A 21,979-nucleotide genomic window follows, 5' to 3' on the forward strand; every position below is an offset into this window, starting at 1 on the left:
CCATGAGGAGGCACGGGGCCCGTGACGGCCGCCGGACCCGACCACGAGAAGGGGGTGGCCATGAGCAGCGACAACGGCGTCTCCCGCATGAACGAAGAAGCGCACGGCGGCGACCCCGACACGCCGACCCGGTTCGCGGCGGGCCTCCAGATCGCCACCATCCTCGTCGACGACCGGCGCCACATATTCCACTTCGACAAATGGGCGGAGCACCTCACCGGGTTCAGCGCGGGAACCATCATCGGGCGCGACTACTACGTCCTGTTCGGCACCGACGTGGACTTCACCGATCAGCAGGCCGACGGAACCGACGGCGCCGACGAGTCGATGGTCATGAGAACGATGCCGCTGCGGCGCGCCGACGGGTCGATACGCCCGGCCCTGGTCCAGACCCGCCCGGTCAGCCTCCCCGACGGAACCGACATCCTCGTCATGCAGGCCGTCGACGTCGACCGCTCGCGCGAGCTGCGCACGCAGCTGAGCATGCTGGACGGGTTCTTCCACCAGTCCCCGGTGGGACAGGTGATCCTGGACGAGCACCTGCGGTACGTCATGGTCAATGACGCCCTCGCCGAGTACAACGGTTTCGAACCGAGCGAGCTGATCGGACGCCACATGAGCATCGCGGTGGGCTCCTCGGACTTCGAGGAGTACAAGAAGATGCTGCTGGGCGTCCTCCGGACCGGGGAACCGGTCATCGACGTGAAGGTCACGGGGTTCTCCCGCAGAAAACCCGGGGCCTCGAAGGTCTGGTCGGCGACATGGTTCCGCATCAAAGGACTCAAGAACCGCGAGATGGCGCTGTGCGGGATCATCTACGACGTCACGGCCTCGCGCATCGACTTCCTGAGCGAGGCGCGGACGCGCCAGCAACTGAACCTGCTGGGCCTCGTCGGCGAACTCCAGTCCCAGGCTTGGGACCCGAAGCGGTCGGCGACGGAGCTGGTGGAGATGCTCACCCGCGAGTACTGCGACCTGGCCGCCATCGACGTCTCCGAGGAGTACGCGGTGGGAGTGGACGCGGGACGCCGGCGCAGGGAATCTCGCCTGCGGACCCTCGGCGCCAGCACGGTGCTCGACGACGTGCACGCGCAAAGGCTGGTAGAGACGCCGGACCTCGATACCGTGCCGGGATCGCCCCTCCTCGACCACATCATGAAGACCCACACCCCCAGGCTCGTCACGAAGGCGAGCGACGTGGACGACATCGACATTCCCGGATGGGTCTGGGAGGCGGTCGGGGCGATCGACGCCAACTCGTACATGGGAGTTCCCCTGATCGCGCGGGGTTTCACCATCGGCGTCCTCTCCTGTATGAGGACGGGGACGAGCCTGCGGTTCAACGAGGACGACCTGGAGTTCCTACAGACCGTGGCGAGCCGGACCGCCTTGATGCTCGACAACGCCCGGCTGTACCGCGAGGCGAAGGAGACCGCGCTGCTGCTCCAGATGAACATCCTTCCCTCAGAACTGCCCGACTCCGAGGAGTTCGAGCTGGTCCACCGCTACATCCCGGGGCACAAGGGCCACCGGGTCAGCGGCGACTGGTACGACGTGAGCATCCAACCGGGGCACTCGGTCGCGCTCGCGGTCGGGGACGTCGTCGGGCACGGCATCGCGGCGGCGGCGACCATGGGCCGCTACCGGTCGGCGCTGCAGGCCCTGACCACCGTGGGGCTGGAGCCGGCGGCGCTCATGACCCGCCTCAACGAGATCGCGGAGACGTTCGGGGAGGCGAACATGGCCACCTGCCTGTACGTGTCCTACGACCCGTGGCGCCACCGGTGTTCGGTGGTCTCCGCCGGGCATCCGCCGCTCATCGTCATCCCGCCGGAGGGAGCGGCCCGGCTGGTGGAGGAGAGAAACGGCCCGCTGCTGGGCGGATTCACCGACGCGAGGTACACGAACACGCGCCTGGACACCCCGCCGGGAACCCGGCTGCTGCTCTACAGCGACGGGCTCGTCGAGTCGCCGACCGTCACGCTCGACGAGGGCATCGCGAACCTGATGTCGGCGGTGGATCGTACGGGCGGGGAGCTGAACGACCTGGCCGACGCGGCCATGGCGGTGGCCCCCGTCGACAGCCACGACGACAGCACGATTCTGATCTGCGAGCTGCGGGGCCTGCACAGGGGATAGTCGGGTTTGGAATACTGAGGGGCACCCCGGCAGGCTTTACGGCACAGAGTGAGTAGGGCGGGCGCCGTCCCGCGGCGCCCGCCCGTTTTCGGGTGTGAAGGAGCGTCAGCCCAGTGTCCGCACCGAAAGGTGACGGAGGAGGTGGACGTCGGTGGCGGCACCGGTCGAGGCGGCGAATCCGAACTTGTAGGAGCTCGGTGCCTCGTGGTCCACGGTCGTCTCCAGCATCGTCTGCCAGCCGGCGCCGTTGAGGAAGTCCATCTCCACGGTGACGCGGGGTTCATCGTGGCCTGACACGGTCAGGCGGACCAGCCGCTTGGCCTCTTCGAGGCTGTCGGCGCGAACGCTGTCGGGGAAGTCCGTGCCGTAGATCGTTCCGTCGTCGGTCGTTTCGACGACCTCCTCGGTGGCGGTCGTGGCGAGCAGGCAGTAGCCTTCGTCGCCCTCTCCGGGGCCGCGCAGAGCGACATTGTCCGGAGCCCGGTTGCCCTCTTCCTGGAGGAAGGACGGCGCCCGTTGATCAGCCGGGCAGCCGTTGCCGCGGTTCTCGGTGTCGGCCGAGAAGTTGCCCCACGCGTCGATGCCGAGTCCGATGAAACCGCCGTCGACGCCGGGCTCGTCGATGTGCTGCGCGTAGCCGAGGCTTCCGCCCATGGCTCCGACATCCGTCAGGTTCTCGGACCCGTCGGCGAGGAAGAAGGAAATGCCGTCGGCTCCCGTCCCTCCGTACTGGTACTGGGCGAAGCGGACCTGAATACCGTCCTCGGCCTCGATGGCCTCGTTGTAGACGAATCCGCCGGCGGCGAACTTCGACTCGTCGGTGAGCAGGAGGTAGCCCTTCTCCTCGCCGAGCTCGGGAATCGGTCCGGTCAGACCCTCTTCACAGGCCATCGGGTTGTCGCCGGACGCCGCCGTCAGACAGGTCTCTCCCAGCGCGACGAACTGCGGGTCGATCGAGTCCGAATGGAACTGACGGTCGAGGATGGTCTCCCCCTGCGCGGTCGCGGGCGAAGCGACGAGCGCGATGGCGGCCAGCGCTGAGCCGGCTGCGGTCAATGTTCTCTTCACTGTCCAGTCCTTTCGTCACGGTAGGGGCCGTGAAATATGCAGGCAGAATCAACCTAACGGACCCGACAGTGGCGCAGGCCTCAATGGAGAAATATCGACTGAAAGCTTTACCATGACTCCGTATACGAGAAACCGGCCTCTCCTCTGCAAAGGACAGAGGCGAGGCCGGTGATCGGAACCGGAGGCAGGTTTACGCCTCGGGCGTTCCGTACGCTACTCGCGGGGCTCGTCGGCGACCTTGACGTCGCCCTTCCACTCATTGCCGTCGATGCTCACGATGGTCACAGTGGTGTCGTACTCAGTTCCAGTGGACGGATCGGTGAGGACGCAGTCGACGACCTTGTCCTTCTCCAGCGTCACATCGTCTGAACCGCAGTCGATTTCAGGGCGCTGCCCGATCTGCTCCTCCAGGGAGTCCTCGGCCGATTCGGCGATCTCGTCGGCCGTGGCGGTCTTCTCTCCGCAGGCGGCGAGGCCGAAACCGGCGAGAGCGGCGATGGGAATGAGGGCCAGGGTACGGGCTTTCATGGGCAGACCTTCTTTCGTCTGGGCAATTCCGAAGCGACTCCGCCGGGCGTCGCTGCCCTACTGGAATCGACATCTAGGATCCTACTTAACAGAGGCCAGCGGCGTGACGCCGGTCGATTCCAAACGGGACTTCGCGGAGTCGTGGCAGCAGTGTTTCTGCAGGTGAAAAGGGGCCAGGGCTACGCCCTGGCCCCGAATTCACCGAGTGCAATCCCCTATCTGGTTCGGCGTTTCACGTGGATCATGATGGCGTCGCGGATTTCGTTCTCCCAGTCGGGGAACGTGCGGGCTTGTTTGTAGAGCTCGTCGGAGTAGAGCGTGAGTTTGGCCCAGACTCCTTGTCCGCAGACGGCGATGACGGCCGGAACCCGTTCTTGGATCGGTGTGTCGTCGTCGGTTGGTTCGAGGAGGAAGACCGTGCCGGCGTCGGCGTCGTGGCGGACGTCGAAGACGTGCTCGTAGTGGTGGAGCGTGCCGAGGTCGGTGGTGTCAGGCGGTAGATAGAGCACGGTCACGGCTCACCTCCTGGTACTGGGCGTTCTGTCGAGGACAGGGCGGAGTGCGCCATTGGACCTGGAACTGCGACGGAGCCTCCGCCTGAGATCGCGGCGTGACGTACGGGTCCACGGTCCAGACTTCCTCGTGGAAACGAGGCGGTAGATCCGCTCCGAAGACGGCGCGGTCGATGACGGCGTAGACGCGTTGTTCGAGCGCGAACTTCAAGCGACTGTTGTCGCTGAACAGTGCGTGTCGTTTGGGGTCGGGTGACCAGAAGACGCGGCCGGGGTAGCCCCAGCCCCAGTCGGCTTCCCCGACGATCAGGCGCTGTCCGCCGGGTTCGATGGCGATGATGACGCCCGTGTAGACGTCGATCTCGCGGACCTCGAACGTCCGCGCCAGAAACGACACCGCCCCCAGAACGGTCCCGTCCGTACGCACCGTTCGGGCTTTCGCCCGACCCGACACACGCCCAGCTGCTCGCCTCTGGCTAGCATTCGTGCTGGTAGTCGTGTCGGACGTCGATTGATCTTGGTGGCCGTAGATGTTGCCGTGGTAGACGGCGACGGCGTACAAGCCGATCGCGACGACGAAGGCGATGGCGGCGTAGACGTAGTCGGAGTGTTCGTGGAGGAAGGAGTTCATTAGGGGTGGACTCCTTTCGCGAAGCAGTAGGCGACGAAGTGGGAGTGGGCGCGCATGGTCTGCTCCAACAGCCAGTCGGCGACGTCATCGCGGATCGACCAACCCGGTTGGGGGAGGAGGAACCGGTCATGGGTGTGGACCATGGCGGCAGTGCGGCCGTCGACGGTGATCCAGAAAATCTTGCGGGCCGCCCTACGGACGATCTGGACCTGGCGGCCCTCGATGGTGAACGAACCCAGAGTCAAGGGCATCGAGATAGGCATGAAAAGCCTCCAAACTCCCCTGCACGCCTGTTTCAGGGCAGGGGGAACTAAGGAACGGAGCTGGTGTTTCCTCGCCGGGGAACATGGCGAGGCGTGGCCGTGACGGACCGAACGCGCGTATCTGCAGGTACAGACGCATACGGGCTTGCTCAAGGTCGTTTTGAGCGCACGGCGACTGGACGCGATCGCACGATCGCGGTCAACTACGGAAAGGCGGCTGGAATCAGCCGAACAGATCAACTACGATGAGTCAGTACAACCGCTCCCTTCGGGGGTAGTTTGTTGGGGCGGCTCGCCAGGCATGTTTGGTCGCAAGACTGGCGAGCCGCTGTCGTAAGAGAACTGGATGTCCGCTCAAGACCCCGAGCAGTCATCGGAACCGCCCGGCAACCCTCAGTGTCACCCAAGATTTTGTCGTAAGTCAACAACCACATCGGCGTGTCGGTGTTGGAACGTTCAATGTGCGCGAAAGCGTCCAGAACGGTGTCCGATGGCCTGCTTCCAGTGCTCTACGCGAGTAAAAGATCGCGAATAGAGAAGTAGGAGCTTTCCCCCTATGTCCCTTGATGATGCGCAAGGTCAGATTCAAGCCAATATGCAGGCGATCGACGAACTGAGCGCCGGTTGCGACGGCAGCAAGAACACCGTCGGCGAGGTAGCGAACATCCTCGAAGGGATCGGCGCCGGCAACGCCGGAGTGGTTCGCGAGGCTGAGCGGACGTTGGAAGAGATGGTCGGACTTACCGCGAGTCTGAAGGAAATGGCGGAGAGGGCGTCGCAGCTCGTCTCCCAGGCACAGGGCGGATAGTGCGATGAGTCTGGAAGAGGCTCACAGTTCGATTCAGTCCTTGGCACAGGCCGTTACCGATGCTCATGGAGCTGCGCAGGGCACCATGGAGTCGCTCAGCGAACTCCACAAGGTCTTCACGATAGTCGCCGCTCGCGATCATGCGGCGGTATTGGCTGACGCGCAAGCGACCTACAGGGCCATGATGGGGCTCTACGAGGCGCTCGGAACCAAGGCCGAAGAGGCTGCCACCCACGTACGAGCGGCCATGGAGCCCGGTGGAGGCGTGCCCTTCACAGTCACAGTAAAAGAACGAAACGACCCTGAACTCTTCAACGCTCCGGGGCACTTCAATGCCGAGAACCAGGGCACCGACGAGGACCAGGGAAAGACCAAACTTCAACAGTTCGCTCGAAGGCTAGTCAAGAAGACTGATGGTTTGGCCAAGGCGTCGAAGGAACTTACGAGTGGAGCAACCAACGATGCAGGGCGCTACAATCCCACCGGAGGTCAGACCCAGGCGACGACACAGCAACCCGAGCCGATTCTGTCCGGGCCTTCGTACCCCGACGTGAAAGTCTCTGACACGATCGGGACAGTGGTTGTTACAAGTGTGGTTGCGGTGGAGGCAGCATCTCGACTACTAAAGCGAAAACGGAAAAAGGGTAATGATGGAACACAGTGACCACTTCAAAGCCACGATGAGAGCTATCGCGTTGGACAGGCCCAGCGATGAGCTGGTGAGCCAGATTCCCGACGACGCTCAGGAGGACTGGGCGACGTTCGTTGCGGCCATGTTCGCTGCGGTCATCGGACAGGTCTTCGAACACGACCAGAGCCACGAAGCAGTGAAGAAGTTCGTCAGCGAAATGCGCTACGGATACCGTGAACTGGACACACCGATTTCCGCGCTCGCCCTCGAAGGCCTACTTCGCGGCATGTTGGGGGAAGAGCACCTTCTTGACGAGGTGACGCCTGAAGAGCAGTTTCGCCTCCAGATTCTGTCGATCCGAAAGGTCGTCAATGATGTTGAGCAGGTGAATACGAACCTCGAAGCCTACCTGGCCGATGCCGTAACTCTCGCTGAATCACTGGCTGAGTAGTTGGAACTATGAGGGCACTACCTTCGACCTCATTATTCTGGGATCCGCTCTCGAACGTGGGTCCCAGACTATCGCCAGCGATCTTGTTCAAGTCAAGCAATAAGAGCGACTATAAAATTGATGTTGAACCAATAGCATCACCATAAAGACTGATAGTCGCAATAACCACCGTTCCTGCCACGGTGAATAGTGCGGCAAAAGAACCTTCAGAGTTCCAAACGAAGAAGGGATTCAGACGTATGGCAGATCCACTTCACTACAGGAAATCTGTTGAGGCTGTCGCAGCGCACTCGCCTGATAAATCCAGGAAACTCATAGCTTCAATTCCAGAAGATCAAGTTCAAACGTACTTGAACTACTTGGCAGCCACTTTTACTGCATTTCTCGAAGAATATTTTGGAGAAGAATACAACCGCGATAAGGTTGCTACTCTGGTTAACCGTCTGCGCCACGAGTACATAGACGCCGAACCTAAATTTAATCCGCTTACCGCTGAAGGTGTTATTCGAGGGTGTTCCGGCGAACTTCACTTGATGGAGGATATTCCCACAAATGAAGTCGTCCATTACCAGATGCTGGTGATAGGGTCTCTTTCTCAAGATGGCACGGTAGTCCGCGCTGATCTGTACAAGGTCCTTGAGACAGCAGATGAGATCATGGCCGAATGGGATTCGGAAGAGGATTAGGCTCTCCCTTTGACAAAGGACCCTAAACAAACGGTATGGACTCCGTGTCGGCATGGGCCTTCGGAGTCCAGACCTTTCTGTTCATATGTTCGTATTTTCGTCTGCCCTCTGTCCTTCTCTCGTCTCTTCTATTCGCCCTCGGCGACGATGTCCACCATCCAGTGGATGCCGAACTGATCCACGCAGGCGCCGAATTCGTCGCCCCACATCTGCCTCTCCATCGGCATCATGACGGTCCCCCGGGCTGAGAGCTTCTCCCAATAACCCTTCAGGGCATCGCCGTCATCGCCGCTGATGCTGATGTTCACGTTCGTCCCGGGCTTGTGCTCCATGTCGGGCGGCAGGTCGCCCGCCATGATCGTGAATCCCGCCGGTGTTTTGAGCTGGGAGTGCATGACCCTCTCGCTGAGTTCACCCTCCATACCCATATCCCCGTAGGTGCTGATCGTGAGCTCTCCCCCGAGCACGTCGTGGTAGAAGGCCATCGCCTCGCGGGCGTTGCCGTCGAAGTTCAGGTAAGGATTGAGAATCGTGGACACTGCTTCCTCCTCCGAAGTGCGATCTCACTGGTCATTCTTCCAGCGATCGCGAACGTCGGAGCCCGAATGAGCCTCAGGCCTCGTCCGCGACCTCGTCGTCCAGTACCCTCGACTTCCTCCACGCGACGAACCCTCCGACCGAGGCCAGCGCAACAGCCACCAGGCCGATCCAGACGATCGTCCACGGGCTCTCAACCTCCGCCGACTCCTCGACGGGAATGATCGCCGCAGTACAGACCACCGGCGCCGTGGCATCGTTGTAAAGGCAGCTGCGGACGGCCGTATTGCCGGCCTCCGGCACGTCTTCGGCCGTCGCGGAAATATCAACTTCGGTCAAATCCGAACCGGCGACGGTGAGGCCCTCGATAACGAGCGGCTCGCCCTGAACCACATCATCGCCATGATGCAGGGCGATCTCGGAACCGGCAGACATCTCCAGGCGCATCTCCTGGTCAGCGGCGTGTCCATTATTCAAGGAAACGGTCAGTCCCCGCTCCGACCCCTCAATGAGCGGCTCGTCCTGACCGGTCATGCTGATCGACATCTGGCCGAAGGCCGGGGCGGCCAGGACTGTGGTCAGCGCGGCGGCACCCATGGCCGACGCGAATCGCCATCCTCGACGAGCGGGGCTGGATTCAATGGGGTTCATTCGGTTTTCCCTTCTGTCCGTTCAAAGAGGGCCCGCGTCCGCACCGAATCGGCGAACACGGACCCTCTCACTCTCTGCTTCGCGAACCACCCCTATGGGCGTTTCACGGAATCGTCACTCGTTGGCGGAGTTCTCCTCCCGGCGACGCGTCCACGCGAGTGCGGCGATGATCAGCAATCCTCCGAGGAGGGTTGCTGCGCCGAGCACTACGAGCCCGCTGAGCGAGGCGCCGGTGACGGGCATCGGTTCTGGCTCTTCACCGGGAGCGGCCCCGAGCGTGTGGTAGTGGTCCTCGATCTCGCCGGCGCCGCCGAACCCGGTCGGCGTGATGTCGTAGAGCCGGTCCGAGGGCGGGTGAACGCCCGAGTCCTGCTCTTCGATCGGATCGTCGTTGACCAGGACGGACGCGGCTTCCTCGGCGGACTCCGGCTGCTCGCCGTCGCCCTGTTCCGGGCTCTCGGCGATACCGAAGAGACGAAGGCGGGCGTGGTATTCGCCTTCCACCAGCGGTTCGGTCGCGAAGGTCACGGTGTAGACCTGCGTTCCCGATCCGGCCGGGACGTCGACCTGCTCGAACAGGTGGTCGTCTCCGACGTGGTCGCCGTCCATGTCGACGTCGGTCCAGACGGCGAGCACGGCGTCGTCACTACCGTCGTTGGTCGCCTGGATGTCCAGGCTGACCTCGGTGGAACCGAGTTCCAGGCCGCGAACCCCTGCGATTCCGTCGTCATCGGCATGCGCGGCGGCAGTGCCGTGCGGCGTGCCGTCCTCGTCGGCGTGCAGATCCTCGCCGATACCGAGCGTCTCGGTGATCTGGTGGTGGGCCCCGTCGTTCTCCAGCGTGGTGCCGAAGGAGTCGGGCGCGTCGCCGAAGTCGTGCGCCAGCTTCTGGACCAGGGTCGAACAGCCTTCGGCGTCCTCTCCGGGTTCGCAGTTGGACCCCGGCGGACCGGTCACGACGTTGAGCATCTCCCCGTCGCCGGCCGGGAACGGGTCCCCGGCGGTGACCGTGTAGGCGATGGTGACCGTCTGACCGGGATCGATGTCGCCCTCCCAGGTGATCACCGGCTCGGCATAGGACACCGTTCCGGAGTCGGCGGCGGCGTCGTCGTTGTAGTTTCCGTCGTCCAGCACGCCGGTCAAGTCGTCGGTGACGACCGCGTCGGTGTAAGGGCCGGTGCCGATGTTGGTCACCGCGACGGTGTACGACACGTCCTCGCCGGGTCCGGTGGTCGTCTTGTCCGAGGACTTGACGATCTCCAGCTCGGCGGCGGGCGTCTGGTGCTCGCAGGTGTCGGTCGGGTCGTCCCCGCAGCGCGAGCCGGGTATTCCGGTGAACGCGTTGCGCAGGACCTTGTCACCTGAGATCGGGTCGTTGACCGTCACCGAGTAGGTGATCGTCACGGTCTGCCCGATCGCGAGGTCGCCGGTCCAGGTCAGGGTCGGCTCGGAGTAGGCCACGGTGCCGGAGTCGGCGGACGCGTCATCGTTGTACGTCGCGTCGTCGACCACGCCCGACAGGTCGTCGGTGGCCTCCTCGTCGGTGTAGTCGAGCTGTCCGACGTTCTCCATCGTCACGGTGTAGGCGACGGTGGAGCCCGGAATCAGTTCGTCGTCGGACGGAGCGTCGTTGGACTTGTCGATCACGACCTCGCCGACCGGAACCTCCGGACTGCACGCCGGATCGTCGGAACCGGGTTCACAGGTCGATCCGGGCGGTCCGGTGACCATGTTGACCAGGTTGTGGTCGCCTTCGACGGGCTCGCTGACGGTCACCGAGTAGGTGATCGTCACCGTTTGCCCCTCGGCCACCTCACCGGTCCAGGTGAGGATCGGCTCGGCATAGGCGATCTCGCCCGAGTCCGCCATGGCGTCGTCGTTGAACACCGCGTCGTCAATGACCTCCGTCAGGTCGTCGGTGACCTCGGCGTCCGGATAGTCCGCGGAACCGGTGTTGGTGACGGTGATCGTGTACTCCACGGTCGCGCCGGCCACGGTCGATTCCGAGCCGGGGACCTTGGCAATCTCCAGCGAGGCGGCACCGATATTCGTCGTGCAGCGCGGGTCGGTCGATCCGTCCGGGCAGTTCGACCCGGGCGGTCCGGTGACCGTGTTGTCCAGCTCCGAGTCACCCGTGATGGGCGAGTCGACCGTGACGGTGTACGTGATCGTCACGGTAGCGCCGACGGCCACGTCGCCCGTCCAGGTCAGGACCGGCTCGGCGTATGCGATCGCTCCGGCGTCGGCCGAGGCGTCGTCGTTGTAGGCCGCGTCGTCGATGACCTCCGTCAGGTCGTCGGTGACTTCGGCTCCGGTGAAGTCCGCCTGGCCCGGGTTGGTGATCGTGACCGTGTAAGCCACGTCCTCACCCGGAATCACGGTCGACTTGTCGGCAGTCTTCTCGATCTCCAGCGCCGCGAGCGGCACCTCCGGTTGGCAGGCCGGGTCGTCGGAACCCTCTTCACAGGGGGATCCCGGCGGACCGGTCACCACGTTGCCCAACTCCCCGTCACCGGAAATCGGGTCGTTGACCGTCACCGTGTAGGTGATAACCACCGTGCCTCCGACAGGAACGTCACCGGTCCAGGTCAGGGTCGGTTCCGTATAGGAGACCTCGCCCGAGTCTGCTGACGCGTCGTCGTTGAACGTCGCGTCGTCGACCACACCGGACATGTCGTCCGTGACCGTGGTTCCGGTATAGGCGACAGTTCCGGTGTTGGTGATGGTGACCGTGTAGGCCACATCCTCACCCGGCTTGGCCGTCGTGGCGTCCGAGGACTTCACGATGTCCAGTGCCTTGACCGGAACTTCCGGGCTACAGGCCGGATCGTCGGACCCGGGCTCACACGGCGTTCCGGGCGGGCCCGTGACAACGTTGGCGAGGTTGCCGTCGCCCGAGACCGGGTCGTTGACAGTCACCGTGTAGGTGATCGTCACCGTCTGACCCGCCGCGACATCGCCGGTCCATGTGAGGACGGGTTCGGCGAAGACGACCGTTCCGGAGTCGGCCGAAGCGTCGTCATTGAACGTCGCGTCATCGACCACACCGGACATGTCGTCCGTGAACTCGGCTCCCGTGTAGTCGGCCTGGCCCGGGTTGGTGACGGTGATCGTGTAGGCGACGGTGTCGCCGGGCATCGCCTCGGCGGTGTCGGCCTGCTTCTCGATCTCCAGGTCGGCCAGCGGCACGTTCGTCGTGCAGTCCGGGTCGTCGGAGTCCGGTTCGCACGTCGACCCCGGAGGACCGGTGACCGTGTTCGCCAGGTTCGCGTCGCCCTCGATAGGCGACGTGACGGTGACGCTGTAGGTGATCGTCACGGTAGCGCCGGCGGCCACGTCGCCCGTCCAGGTCAGGATCGGCTCCGCGTAGGAGACGGTTCCGGAGTCGGCCGAGGCGTCGTCATTGAACGTCGCGTCATCGACCACACCGGTCAGGTCGTCCGTCACCTCGGCGCCCTCGTAGTCGGCCGCACCCGTGTTGGCGATGGTGACCGTGTAGTTCACGGTGTCGCCCGCGTTGGCCGTCTCGGTGTCGGCGCTCTTGGCGATGTCCAGAGCGGCGATTTCCTCGGTGGTGGTGCAGTCCGGGTCGGTCGACCCGGGCGGGCAGTTCGATCCCGGCGGGCCGGTGACCGAGTTGACCGCCGAACCGTCGCCCTCCAGCGGGTCGTTCACGGTCACGGTGTAGGTGATCGTGACGGTCTCGCCGATGGCGATGTCGCCGGTCCACGTCAGGGTCGGCTCCGTGTAGGAGACGGTCCCCGCGTCGGCCGAAGCGTCATCGTTGAACGTCGCGTCGTCGACGACCTCAGTCAGATCGTCGGTGACCTCGGCGCCCTCGTAATCGAGTCCGCCGCTGTTGGTCACGGTGACGGTGTACTCGATCGTGCTGCCTGGGACCACCGGGTCGTCGGCCGCAGAGGACGACTTGAGAATGTCCAGCTCGCCCAACGGCACCGTGGTGGTGCAGGCGGGGTCGTCGGAGCCGGGCTCACATGTCGACCCGGGCGGACCGACGACCATGTTGTCCAGCGAGTCGTCCCCGGTCGGCGGGTCGTCGACCGTGACGGTGTAGGTGATCGTGACCGTGGAGCCCACAGCGATGTCGCCGGTCCACGTCAGAGTCGGTTCCGCGTACGAGACGGTCCCCGCATCGGCGGAGGCGTCGTCGTTGAACGTGGCGTCGTCGATGACCCCGGTCAGGTCGTCGGTGATGGTCTCACCGGTGAAGTCGACCTGGCCGGTGTTGGTGGCCGTGACGGTGTAGGTGACAGTGTCCCCGGCAGAAGCCGAAGTCGTGGCGGCGACCTTGGCGATCTCCAGGGCCTTGACGGGCACTTCGCTGGAGCAGTCCGGATCGTCCGAGCCTTCCTCGCAGGTCGATCCGGGAGGACCGGTGACGGCGTTGTCCAGGCTGTGGTCTCCGGCGGGCGGGTCGTCGACGGTCACACTGTAGGTGATCGTGACGGTGGCGCCGACGGCGATGTCACCGGTCCAGGTAAGGACTGGCTCGGCGTAGGAGACCGTCCCCGCGTCGGCCGAAGCGTCCGCGTTAAAGGTCGCGTCATCGATCACGCCGGTCAGGTCGTCGGACACTTCGGCGTCGGGATAAGGGCTCTTGTATGAATTACTTGGTCGTGTGCGAGTCGGTTTGTTTGTCCGCTCGTTGAACATTGCATGGTCAATCGGGAAGTTTTGGCATCGAAGTATGAGCTGATCAAACCGCATCTCAACGAGCGGCAGTGGCGCTTGTTCCTGGGAGCCGAGGCGCAGGCGTTGGACCAGACTGGTATCGACAGGAGCGCCGTTTCCGTGGTCGCGCAGGCATCAGGGGCGTCAAAGAGCACCGTCCGTACCGGACTGGCCGAGATCGAGGCCGGCGCGGAGGCCACCGACCGGGTCCGCGCCCCCGGCGCCGGACGGCCCCGCCTGGAAATCCAACAGCCTGGTATCACCAAAACACTCGAAGCCCTGGTTGAACCGACCTTGCGGGGCGAGCCGACCAGCACGTTGAAATGGACGTGCAAGAGCCTCAAAGAACTACGCGAAGCACTGCGGCGCCTGGGGTTCACCGCCTCGATCAAAGCCATCGCAAACCTGTTGCACGAGCAGGGCTACCGGCTACAGAAAACGAAGAAGACCCGGGAGGGCGGCCAGCATCCCGACCGCGACGCCCAGTTCGAGTACATCGACACCAAGACCACATGGGCTATCTCCAGGGGTTATCCGGTCCTGTCCATCGACTGCAAGAACAAGGAACTGGTCGGCAACTACACCGCCGGAGGCAGGGAATGGCGTCCGAAAGACAACCCCGTCGAGGTTGAGGCCCACGACTTCCCTGCAGGCGTCCCCAAAGCCATCCCCTACGGTGTCTATGACATCGGGGCCGACACCGGGTGGATCAGCGTCGGGGTCTCCCGTGAGACGGCCCAGTTCGCTGCCAACACGATCCGTCAGTGGTGGCATGCCGAAGGTCGCGACCTCTACGACGGGTTCGACCGGCTCTACCTGGTCGGAGACGCCGGCGGTTCGGACGGCTACCGGTCCAACCTCTGGAAGCTGGAGCTGGCCGACCTCGCGGCCGAGCTCAAGATGGACATCGTCATGCTGCACTTCCCGCCCGGCACCAGCAAATGGAACAAGATCGAGCATCGCTTGTTCTCGTTCGTGACCCTCAATTGGCGGGGACAGCCGTTGCAGGACTATCAGATCGTTCTTGACCGTATCGGAGGAACCGAGACCGAGAACGGCCTGATCGTCACCGCTTGGCTGGACGAACGGGTCTACGCGACCGGACGCCGTGCCACGAAACAAGACCTAGCCGAGATCGGGCTCCAACCCCATGAGTTCCACGGGGAATGGAACTACACGATCAAGCAACCCACAAGCCAACCAGCCAAGTAATAAATGCAAGAGCCCTAAGCGACGGAACCGGTGTTCTCCACGGTGACCGTGTAGTCCACGGTGTCGCCCGGAAGCACGGATTCGGTCGGCGCCGCCGTCTTGGCGATCGCCAGCTCACGGAGTTCCGAGCAGTCCACCGGGGTTATCCGGATGTCGTCGAGGACGACGCCGTAACCGGGCGTGCCGCCTCCGTTGAGAAGCAACGGGTCACCGCTGCCGGTCAGAGACTCGATCCTGAGCACCTCCGACTCGCCCGTGGCGGTGAACACCGCGTGCACCAGGTTGAAGTTCCCGTCTATGGCATTGGCCGCCGAAGTGTAGGTCTCGTCGAAGTCGCCGACGGTGACCCTCATCGAGGACGACTGCGCGTTCGCAGCAGGGTTGAAGGCCATATAGAACGTCAGGTTGTACTCGTTGCCGGGTGTCAACCCGTCAACGGTCTGCATGGCGCCGCCCGTGGTGCCGCCATCGAGGTCGACCGAGTTGACACCCTCCGGCGACGGCCATCCCAGTACGCAGTTGCGGCCCCAAATGTGGTTGCTGTCCTCGATCACGGTCCAGGCGCCGTACGTTCCCGTCTGAAGACTGCACTCTTCGAACGCCTCGAACCCGCCGTCGACCACATTGTTCACGGTCTCTTCGCATTCGCAGTACTCGTAGGTGTAAGTGATGGCGTCGACCCGCACTGCGCTGTCTGCACCGTCCACCACCTGCGGGGTCAATCGGACGAAGCGTGCTCCGCCCTCCGGCACCGGGTACTCGGCCGCGTCGAAAGTGGGATTCACCGAAGTGGGAGTCACCGTGGTCTCCCCACCGAAGGTCACTCCGTCGACGGAAGAGCTGACCGTGACCGGGCCGCTGAAGTTCGACGACGCCTGAGCGAGGTAAAGCTCCAAAGAGTTGCCGCCCGGGACCTCGGTCGCCAGGTCGAGCGTGAGTTGGTTGCCCTCTGCGCTCCACAGCTGCACTCCGCTGCCGTCGGGCGCATTGATCGCGCTCATCGGGAAGTTCCCGGGGAAGTTCTGCACCGAGCTGTCTGGAGTCCACGCTTGTGCGACGCCGTCGACGGCCCGAGCCACATTACCCTCGGCGCACTCGACCGGTTCGCCGGTAGTCACGTCCACAGTGGTGGAGCAGGCCGGGTCGTCGGAGCCCGGAGCGCAATTGGACTCGGTCGGTCCGACGACGAGGTTGTCCATGCTGAGGTCGCCGTCGGGGGGATCGTGCACTGTCACCGAATAGGTGAGGGTGACCGTCTCCCCGGCGGCTATGTCTCCGGTCCACGTCAAGGTGGGGTCGGCGAACGCGAAGGCCCCTTCAGCGCCGCCGTCGGCTGCGTCGTCGTTATAGTCGGCGTCGTCCAGGACTCCCGTCAGATCATCGGCGATCACGGCGCCGGTGAAGTCGACGCCCGTCGGGTTCTCCGCGGTGACCGTGTAGTCGACCGTGTCGCCCGGTTGCGCCGTCGAGGCGGAGGCGGACTTGGCGATCGACAGCTCCGGCTGTTCGGCGACGGTCACGTCGCGGTTCGCCTCCAGACGGACCGCGTCGCCGGCCCAGGTGAGATTGCGGAACTCTTCGAACGCCACGCCGCCTATGAGCCCGTCGGCGACGGAAATGTTCACCCTGGTGCTGTGTCCTGTCGATCCCGACGACCCGGCCGTCGCGCTGTCCGCCACCCTGATGAGCGTGGTTCCGTCGCCGTTGTCCCGGACGACGGTGGTCATCCGCGAATCAGGAGCTTGCAGGTGCTCGAACTCGACCACGACGTTCGCCGGGTCGACCTCGGAGCCGGTCTCGTCGAAGACCCTGACGTCCGACACCCAGACTTTGCTGTCGATGTCGATGTAGGAGAAGCTCGAGTCGGTGACGGTCCCGTCGGGAGTGTCGGTCACCTCGACGATGTCGTCCAGTTTCCAAGTCAGATTGGCGTTGGCAGCGTCGCCCACGCGGAAGAGGATACCGAGATTGTGGTGGTCATGGCTCTGTAGGGTGTTCCTCCCCGTGGCAGTACCGCCCTCGGGACTGCTGGGGAACTGCCATGGGCCTGCCGACGTGGTGCCGGTGTTCGCGGTCTTCTCTGAGGCGGTAGCCTGTGCGAGCGCAGGCGGTGAGACTCCGGTGACGGCAACGGCCAAGCCGAGTGCCATGGCGGCCACAGCCGCCGGCGCCCACCTCCACCGAGACTTCGTGCCGCTGGGTGACAGCATTCGTTCCTCCCTGTAAAGGCCCGTTCTCCGGCTTTTCGGCATCCGATCTACCGTGATCACCCGAAGCGCCTGTGAAGCCGGATCAAAGCCCCTAGCCGAATATTCGTCTTATTTGAACGGCGCCTTATGGACAGGACTCTCCATGAAGCAGCATTACTGACAGTAACTACTACTTATCGGTAAGTGCGGGATAAGAAGCTCCTAAATGAACACCCCCTGAATGGGCGCACTATTTGCGAACGCCTGTCCATTGAGTAAGTAGACGCATTTTGTGAGATCTCGTCGGAATAGAAATCGTGCCCCACCGGATTCCCGTTTCAGGCATGTCCGGTGCCGCACGCGCGAAAATGGGAGAATCAGAGGAGGCCGCTGGAAAGGAGAAGAGGTGCGCCGGAAAGACGCTTCATCCGATCCGGCAACAGACGGATCCGACTCCTCCCCAGAGGGAATGCCCCCGGTTCCCAGCGGGGTGACGGCCGGATTCGACGTCGCCACGATCCTCATCGACGGCCGCGGGCACATCTTCCACTTCGACGAGTGGGCCGAACGGCTCACCGGATTCACCGCCGCCACCGTCATCGGACGCGACTACCGGTTCCTCTTCGGATCCCACGAGCACGCTCCGCGCTTCCCCGACGAAGGCGACCCCGACCGGATAGAGACCGGAGTGTCCCCGCTCCAGAAGGCAGACGGACGAACCCTCTACGCCCTCATCCGCAGCCGCCGGATCCGGCTCCCGGCCGGCGAGGACCTCCTGATCGTCCAGGCCCTGGAGATCGAGAGCGCCCGCCGCACGCAGTCCCAGATCGGCCTGCTGGACGGCCTCTTCCACCAGGCGCCCTTCTGCCTCGTGGTCCTGGACGAACACCTGCGGTACGTCATGGTCAACGCCGAACTCGCCGAGTTCAACGGACTCCCCGCCGAAGACCACATCGGGCGCCACATAGGCGAGGTCATCGCCTCCGCGACCTTCGAGGACTACCAGAAGCTGCTCAAAACCGTCCTGAAGACGGGCGAACCCGCCATAGGCGTCATGGTCCCCGGCATCGCCCGCAGCAGCCCCGGCGTCGCCAAAGTGTGGTCGGCATCCTGGTACCGGATCGAGGGCCGGAGCGGAACGGGCCTCGCCCTGTGCGGACTCATCTACGACGTCTCGTCCTCCAGCGGGGAGGTTCTCTCCAACGCCCGCACCCACGAACGGCACCGCGTCCTCGGCCTCATCGGCGAACTCAGCTCCGAAGAGCTGGACCAGAAACGGGCCGCCGCCCGCCTCGTCGAGGTCCTCACCGGGGAGTACTGCGACCTGGCGACCATCGACCTCCTGACCGAGCACGCCAGTGCCCCGCCGCGCACCAGGCCGCGCCCGAACCGGCGCCGGCTGATGGTCCTCGCCTCGCACTCCCGGATAGAAGGTCCGGACGCCGACCGGTTGGCCGGAACCCCCAGCGAGGAGGTCGACGAGACCGACCCGGTGGTCGAGCACATCCTCGCCACCGAGACGGCACGCCTCGTCCGCGACGCCTCCGACCTGGCCGACATCGACGTTCCACCGTGGATCTTTCACGCCGCCTCCGAGATAGGGGTCAACTCCTTCATCGGAGCGCCCCTCGTCGCCAGGGGCAAGGTCATCGGGGTCCTCTCCTGCATGAGGGCCGGCGCGAACCTGCCCTTCAGCGAGGAGGACCTCCGGTTCGTCAAGACCATCGCCAGCCGGACCGCCCTGATGCTCGACAACGCCCGCATGTACCACGAGGCCAAGGACACGGCGCTGAAGCTGCAGATGAACCTCCTGCCGGCGGCACTGCCGGAGCCGGACGAGGCGCTCATCGCGCACCGCTACGACCCAGGCCACGAAGGCCACCGGGTCAGCGGCGACTGGTACGACGTGGGAATCCAGCCCGGACACCGGGTCTCGCTCGTGGTGGGCGACGTGATCGGCCACGGCATCGACGCCGCCACCACCATGGGCCGCTACCGGACGGCGGTGCAGGCCTTCGACTCCGTCGGGATGGAGCCTTCGGCGCTCATGACCCGGTTGAACGCGCTGGCCGGGACGTTCGGCGACTTGGCCATCGCGACGTGCCTCTATGCCGTCTACGACCCGCAGCGCCATCTCTGCACCCTCGTCTCCGCCGGGCACACCCCGTTGATCGTCTGTCCGCCGGAGGAGTCGCCCTACCTCGTGGAAGAGCGCAACGGCCCCCTGCTGGGAGGCTTCCCCGGGGCGACGTACACCGCGACACGCATCGACACGCCGCCCGGAACCAGGCTGTTCCTGTACAGCGACGGGCTGGTCGAGTCGCCCGCCGTATCAGTCGGCGAGGGCATGGAGAGGCTGCTGTCCGTGGTGGATGATCCTGAGGCCTCTTTGGAGGATATCGCGGACGCGGCCATGAGTACCTCGCCCAGGGACAGCGAGGACGACCGGACCCTTCTGGCGTGCGAGCTGAGGGGACTGCGGTACCCGTTAAAAGGTCCGGGCCCCCGAAAGGGAACCGGACCCTCGTTCTCATTCCTCGCCCGCACCGTCGATCGGCGGCCGTTCTCGGCGAGCGCGGTTCTCTGAGCGTCCCGTTTCAGGGTTCCCCTGGAGAACCGTCGCGGCGAAGGACGCTCGGACGGATCGGGCGACCGGCGGCGCGGAAACACGCCCCCATCGCCTCGAACTGTGATGAGGACAGTGCACATGGCAGTTACTGCCATGATGGAACGCACTTCAACCTCCTACGCGCATGCTTTCCTCGTTATGCGCAATACGTTTCGGAAGAGTGCCCTAATCGCGCGCCAGCCAGAGTCGCGGGTCGACGGCCACGCCGCTCACGCGCACCTCGAAATGCAGGTGCGGTCCGGTGGAGGCGCCGGTGGAGCCCACTTCCCCGATGACGTCGCCGGAGTCGACCGTCTGGCCCTCCTCCACGAGGATCTCCGACTGGTGCGCGTAGCAGGTCCAGAGGCTCTGCTTGGCGAACCGTCCATGGTCGATACAGGTCAGCAGACCGTAGCCGCCCTGCTTCCCGGCCGACACGACGGTTCCGCTCGCGGCGGCGCGGATGTCGGCGCCCATGCCGACGGCGAAGTCCTGTCCCTCGTGGAGCTGTTCGCGCTTGTAATACGGGTCGTGCCGCATGCCGAAGCCGCTGACCATCGCTCCCTCGACCGGGTTGAGGAAGGGGGCGTCGACCGTCCACACACCGCCGTCGCCCTCTTCGGCCAGCAGCGACGGATCGACCTTGTCCGCCAGGTCCTCCGCCTCCTCGCGCAGGCGGTCGATCTCGGCGCGCACCCTTTCGGCGACGCCGACGACCTCGCCCGCCGACACCTGGGTCCGGGCCATCCGGTCGGAGAGTTCCACGGCCAGACCGGTCAGGTCGCCGAGCCATTGGCGCTCGGGCCCGGACAGGTTCCGGTCGGCCTCGATCTCTCCCAGCAGCTCCGGGACGGCCTTTCCGGCGGTCTCCTCCGGCAGGCCCCAGCGCTGCTCGGCCTCGTCGAGGAGTTCGAGCATCGACTCGGCGCCTTCGACGAGGCTCTGGTTGGCGGTCGCGACGTCAGCGTCGGCCCGCTCGGCGACCCCGAGGAGGTACTCGACGCGGTGGCGCACCTGCGCGGAACGGGCGGCCAGGCGCCCGAACTCGGACTTGACGGCCTCCAGGGGCAGTTGGCCGTAGGAGTCGTCGCCCAGGCGGAAGTCGGGGTTCCGCTCCCAGGGGAGGGGAGGCCGGGGCTCGTCGGACTCGACGTCCTTCTTCTCCTCTTTCTTCTCGTCCTCCTCCGACGCGTCGGAGTCGGGGGAGGGCGTGGCGGAAGGACTGGGACTGGGGCTCGCGGAAGGGCTCGGGGAGGAGCTCGCCGAAGGGCTCTCCGATGGATCGTCCTCCGCCGGCTCGTCCGTCGGTTCTCCGGTCACGTCGTCGGAGGGGCCGTCGGAGGGTTCTTTCGAAGGACCGGCCGTGGGGTCTTCCCCGGAGTCCTCGCCCGGATCGTCCGAGGGCTCGTCGGTGGGCTTCCTCTTCGGTTCCTTCGTCGGTTCTTCCGAGGACTTGTCCTTGCCCGGCGGCTCGGACTCGTCTGACGCCGACTCCGAGGGACGCGGCCACGGGAACGGGGACGGAACCTCCGGAGGGGCCGTACCCGCCACCAGGGTCGCCGCCGTGATGGCGGTCAAGAGACCTCGCATAAGTCCCGTCGACATTCAGCCGTTCCTCCACATCTCATGACGGCGACTGTCCTGTCTCGCGCAGAGGGCGGCGAGGAGGACCGTTGTCGCCCCCAGCAGGATAATGGGAACCACGTGCCACCACTGGCGTATGCCGGAACCGGCATCCCGGCCGGCCGAGGCCTCAACGGGGGGCTTCGCCGCGGCGGCCTCCTCCCGTTCGGCCTCCTCGGAGGTCTTCTCGAACCCCGAGGCGAGCAGGTAGGCGTTCTCCGATTGGACCGAGTTCCCCTCGCCGATGCCCTCACCCCGCACCGAGGCGGTGTTCTTCACCAGCATGCCGAGGGCCGCCTCCGAGGAGAGGACGCCCGTGACCGTCATGACGAGCGGGGACCCGTCCGCGTCGGCGGCGACGCCGGCGGGCAGTCGGCAGACCGCGGCGTTGGCGCCGGCGTCGCAGTCGGCACCGTCCAGTTCGACCTTCATCTCGTCGAGGCTCGCGGTGGACTCGAAGTGGACCTCCATGTCGGCCGGCTCCCCGTCCGCTCCGATGAGGACCTCGACGCGGTGCTCGACCGGTTCCCCCGTCTGGGCCCCGAAGGGGCTGGTGGACAGTTCGACGGCCACCTCCGGCGCGGCGGGAGCCGAGTACGAGGGCGCCTCGGCGAAGAGGGGACCCGAGAGCGCCAGCGCTGGAAGGGCGAGCAGGACAGCGCCTCGCGGCAGAAATCGCATGGTGCCACTATGCACCGAAATGGAGGGTTTGACGCACATTCACCCGAGTATCGGCGTGCCGCTCGCGTC

18 protein-coding genes are annotated in these 21,979 nt (G+C 64.8%); 7 read left to right on the forward strand and 11 right to left on the reverse strand.

What is annotated here, in order from left to right; all coding sequences use genetic code 11:
- The first annotated feature begins 21 nt into the window (after positions 1–21).
- Positions 22–2,139, forward strand: a complete 2,118-nt coding sequence (locus ACFTE1_RS19725; protein WP_380619785.1) for a SpoIIE family protein phosphatase — start codon at positions 22–24, stop codon at positions 2,137–2,139.
- Positions 2,140–2,244: 105 nt separating this feature from the next.
- Here ACFTE1_RS19725 and ACFTE1_RS19730 read toward each other — a convergent pair whose 3' ends face one another.
- The 5 genes from ACFTE1_RS19730 to ACFTE1_RS19750 form a co-directional block, all read right to left on the reverse strand.
- Positions 2,245–3,207 (reverse strand): lectin-like domain-containing protein, encoded by a 963-nt coding sequence (locus ACFTE1_RS19730; protein ID WP_380619788.1) that lies wholly within the window; start codon positions 3,205–3,207, stop codon positions 2,245–2,247.
- A 213-nt stretch (positions 3,208–3,420) separates the two neighbouring features.
- Positions 3,421–3,735 (reverse strand): hypothetical protein, encoded by a 315-nt coding sequence (locus ACFTE1_RS19735; RefSeq protein WP_380619790.1) that lies wholly within the window; start codon positions 3,733–3,735, stop codon positions 3,421–3,423.
- A gap of 215 nt (positions 3,736–3,950) precedes the next feature.
- Positions 3,951–4,250, reverse strand: a complete 300-nt coding sequence (locus ACFTE1_RS19740; RefSeq protein WP_380619792.1) for a hypothetical protein — start codon at positions 4,248–4,250, stop codon at positions 3,951–3,953.
- Positions 4,225–4,878, reverse strand: coding sequence for a hypothetical protein (locus ACFTE1_RS19745; protein ID WP_380619795.1), 654 nt, complete (start codon positions 4,876–4,878; stop codon positions 4,225–4,227). The genes ACFTE1_RS19740 and ACFTE1_RS19745 overlap by 26 nt, the downstream gene beginning before the upstream one ends.
- Positions 4,878–5,141: a hypothetical protein gene (locus ACFTE1_RS19750; protein WP_380619797.1), complete on the reverse strand. Its 264-nt coding sequence runs from the start codon at positions 5,139–5,141 to the stop codon at positions 4,878–4,880. Before ACFTE1_RS19750 ends, ACFTE1_RS19745 begins: the two co-directional genes overlap by 1 nt.
- A 556-nt stretch (positions 5,142–5,697) precedes the next feature.
- On the opposite strand from ACFTE1_RS19750, the gene ACFTE1_RS19755 reads away from it, so the two are divergent.
- The 4 genes from ACFTE1_RS19755 to ACFTE1_RS19770 all read left to right on the forward strand — a co-directional run bounded on the left by ACFTE1_RS19755 (position 5,698) and on the right by ACFTE1_RS19770 (position 7,717).
- On the forward strand, positions 5,698–5,949 hold the full coding sequence (locus ACFTE1_RS19755; RefSeq protein WP_380619800.1) for a hypothetical protein: 252 nt from the start codon (positions 5,698–5,700) through the stop codon (positions 5,947–5,949).
- Positions 5,950–6,034: 85 nt separating this feature from the next.
- Positions 6,035–6,613 carry a hypothetical protein gene (locus ACFTE1_RS19760; RefSeq protein WP_380619802.1) on the forward strand — a complete coding sequence of 193 codons (579 nt, stop codon included), beginning with the start codon at positions 6,035–6,037 and terminating at the stop codon, positions 6,611–6,613.
- Positions 6,600–7,031: a hypothetical protein gene (locus ACFTE1_RS19765; RefSeq protein WP_380619805.1), complete on the forward strand. Its 432-nt coding sequence runs from the start codon at positions 6,600–6,602 to the stop codon at positions 7,029–7,031. The genes ACFTE1_RS19760 and ACFTE1_RS19765 overlap by 14 nt, the downstream gene beginning before the upstream one ends.
- Positions 7,032–7,270: 239 nt before the next feature.
- Positions 7,271–7,717 (forward strand): hypothetical protein, encoded by a 447-nt coding sequence (locus ACFTE1_RS19770; protein WP_380619808.1) that lies wholly within the window; start codon positions 7,271–7,273, stop codon positions 7,715–7,717.
- Between the two features lie 128 nt (positions 7,718–7,845).
- On the opposite strand, the gene ACFTE1_RS19775 is transcribed toward ACFTE1_RS19770, so the two are convergent.
- The 3 genes from ACFTE1_RS19775 to ACFTE1_RS19785 form a co-directional block, all read right to left on the reverse strand.
- Positions 7,846–8,256 (reverse strand): VOC family protein, encoded by a 411-nt coding sequence (locus ACFTE1_RS19775; RefSeq protein WP_380619811.1) that lies wholly within the window; start codon positions 8,254–8,256, stop codon positions 7,846–7,848.
- 73 nt (positions 8,257–8,329) lie between these two features.
- The gene (locus tag ACFTE1_RS19780; protein WP_380619814.1) at positions 8,330–8,905 is read right to left on the reverse strand and encodes a hypothetical protein; all 576 of its coding nucleotides are present in this window, start codon (positions 8,903–8,905) and stop codon (positions 8,330–8,332) included.
- A 114-nt stretch (positions 8,906–9,019) separates the two neighbouring features.
- Positions 9,020–13,501 (reverse strand): DUF7927 domain-containing protein, encoded by a 4,482-nt coding sequence (locus tag ACFTE1_RS19785; RefSeq protein ID WP_380619816.1) that lies wholly within the window; start codon positions 13,499–13,501, stop codon positions 9,020–9,022.
- Positions 13,502–13,600: 99 nt separating this feature from the next.
- Here ACFTE1_RS19785 and ACFTE1_RS19790 point away from each other — a divergent pair, with 99 nt between their 5' ends.
- Complete coding sequence (locus tag ACFTE1_RS19790; RefSeq protein WP_380762537.1) at positions 13,601–14,809, forward strand: ISAzo13 family transposase; 1,209 nt, start codon at positions 13,601–13,603, stop codon at positions 14,807–14,809.
- Positions 14,810–14,823: 14 nt separating this feature from the next.
- Here ACFTE1_RS19790 and ACFTE1_RS19795 read toward each other — a convergent pair whose 3' ends face one another.
- Entirely contained in the window at positions 14,824–16,758 is a 1,935-nt protein-coding gene (locus tag ACFTE1_RS19795) for a DUF7927 domain-containing protein (protein WP_380624438.1), read from the reverse strand.
- 646 nt (positions 16,759–17,404) lie between these two features.
- Between ACFTE1_RS19795 and ACFTE1_RS19800 the strand changes: the two genes are divergently transcribed.
- Positions 17,405–19,585 (forward strand): SpoIIE family protein phosphatase, encoded by a 2,181-nt coding sequence (locus ACFTE1_RS19800; RefSeq protein WP_380624436.1) that lies wholly within the window; start codon positions 17,405–17,407, stop codon positions 19,583–19,585.
- A 207-nt stretch (positions 19,586–19,792) separates the two neighbouring features.
- On the opposite strand, the gene ACFTE1_RS19805 is transcribed toward ACFTE1_RS19800, so the two are convergent.
- Together ACFTE1_RS19805 and ACFTE1_RS19810 are read right to left on the reverse strand one after the other, a co-directional pair.
- The gene (locus ACFTE1_RS19805) at positions 19,793–21,211 is read right to left on the reverse strand and encodes a peptidoglycan DD-metalloendopeptidase family protein (protein WP_380624434.1); all 1,419 of its coding nucleotides are present in this window, start codon (positions 21,209–21,211) and stop codon (positions 19,793–19,795) included.
- Positions 21,212–21,910: a hypothetical protein gene (locus ACFTE1_RS19810; protein WP_380624432.1), complete on the reverse strand. Its 699-nt coding sequence runs from the start codon at positions 21,908–21,910 to the stop codon at positions 21,212–21,214.
- Positions 21,911–21,979: the final 69 nt, after the last annotated feature.

The organism is Salininema proteolyticum, from assembly GCF_042685645.1.
In the GTDB taxonomy this organism is placed as follows: domain Bacteria; phylum Actinomycetota; class Actinomycetes; order Mycobacteriales; family Micromonosporaceae; genus Salininema; species Salininema proteolyticum.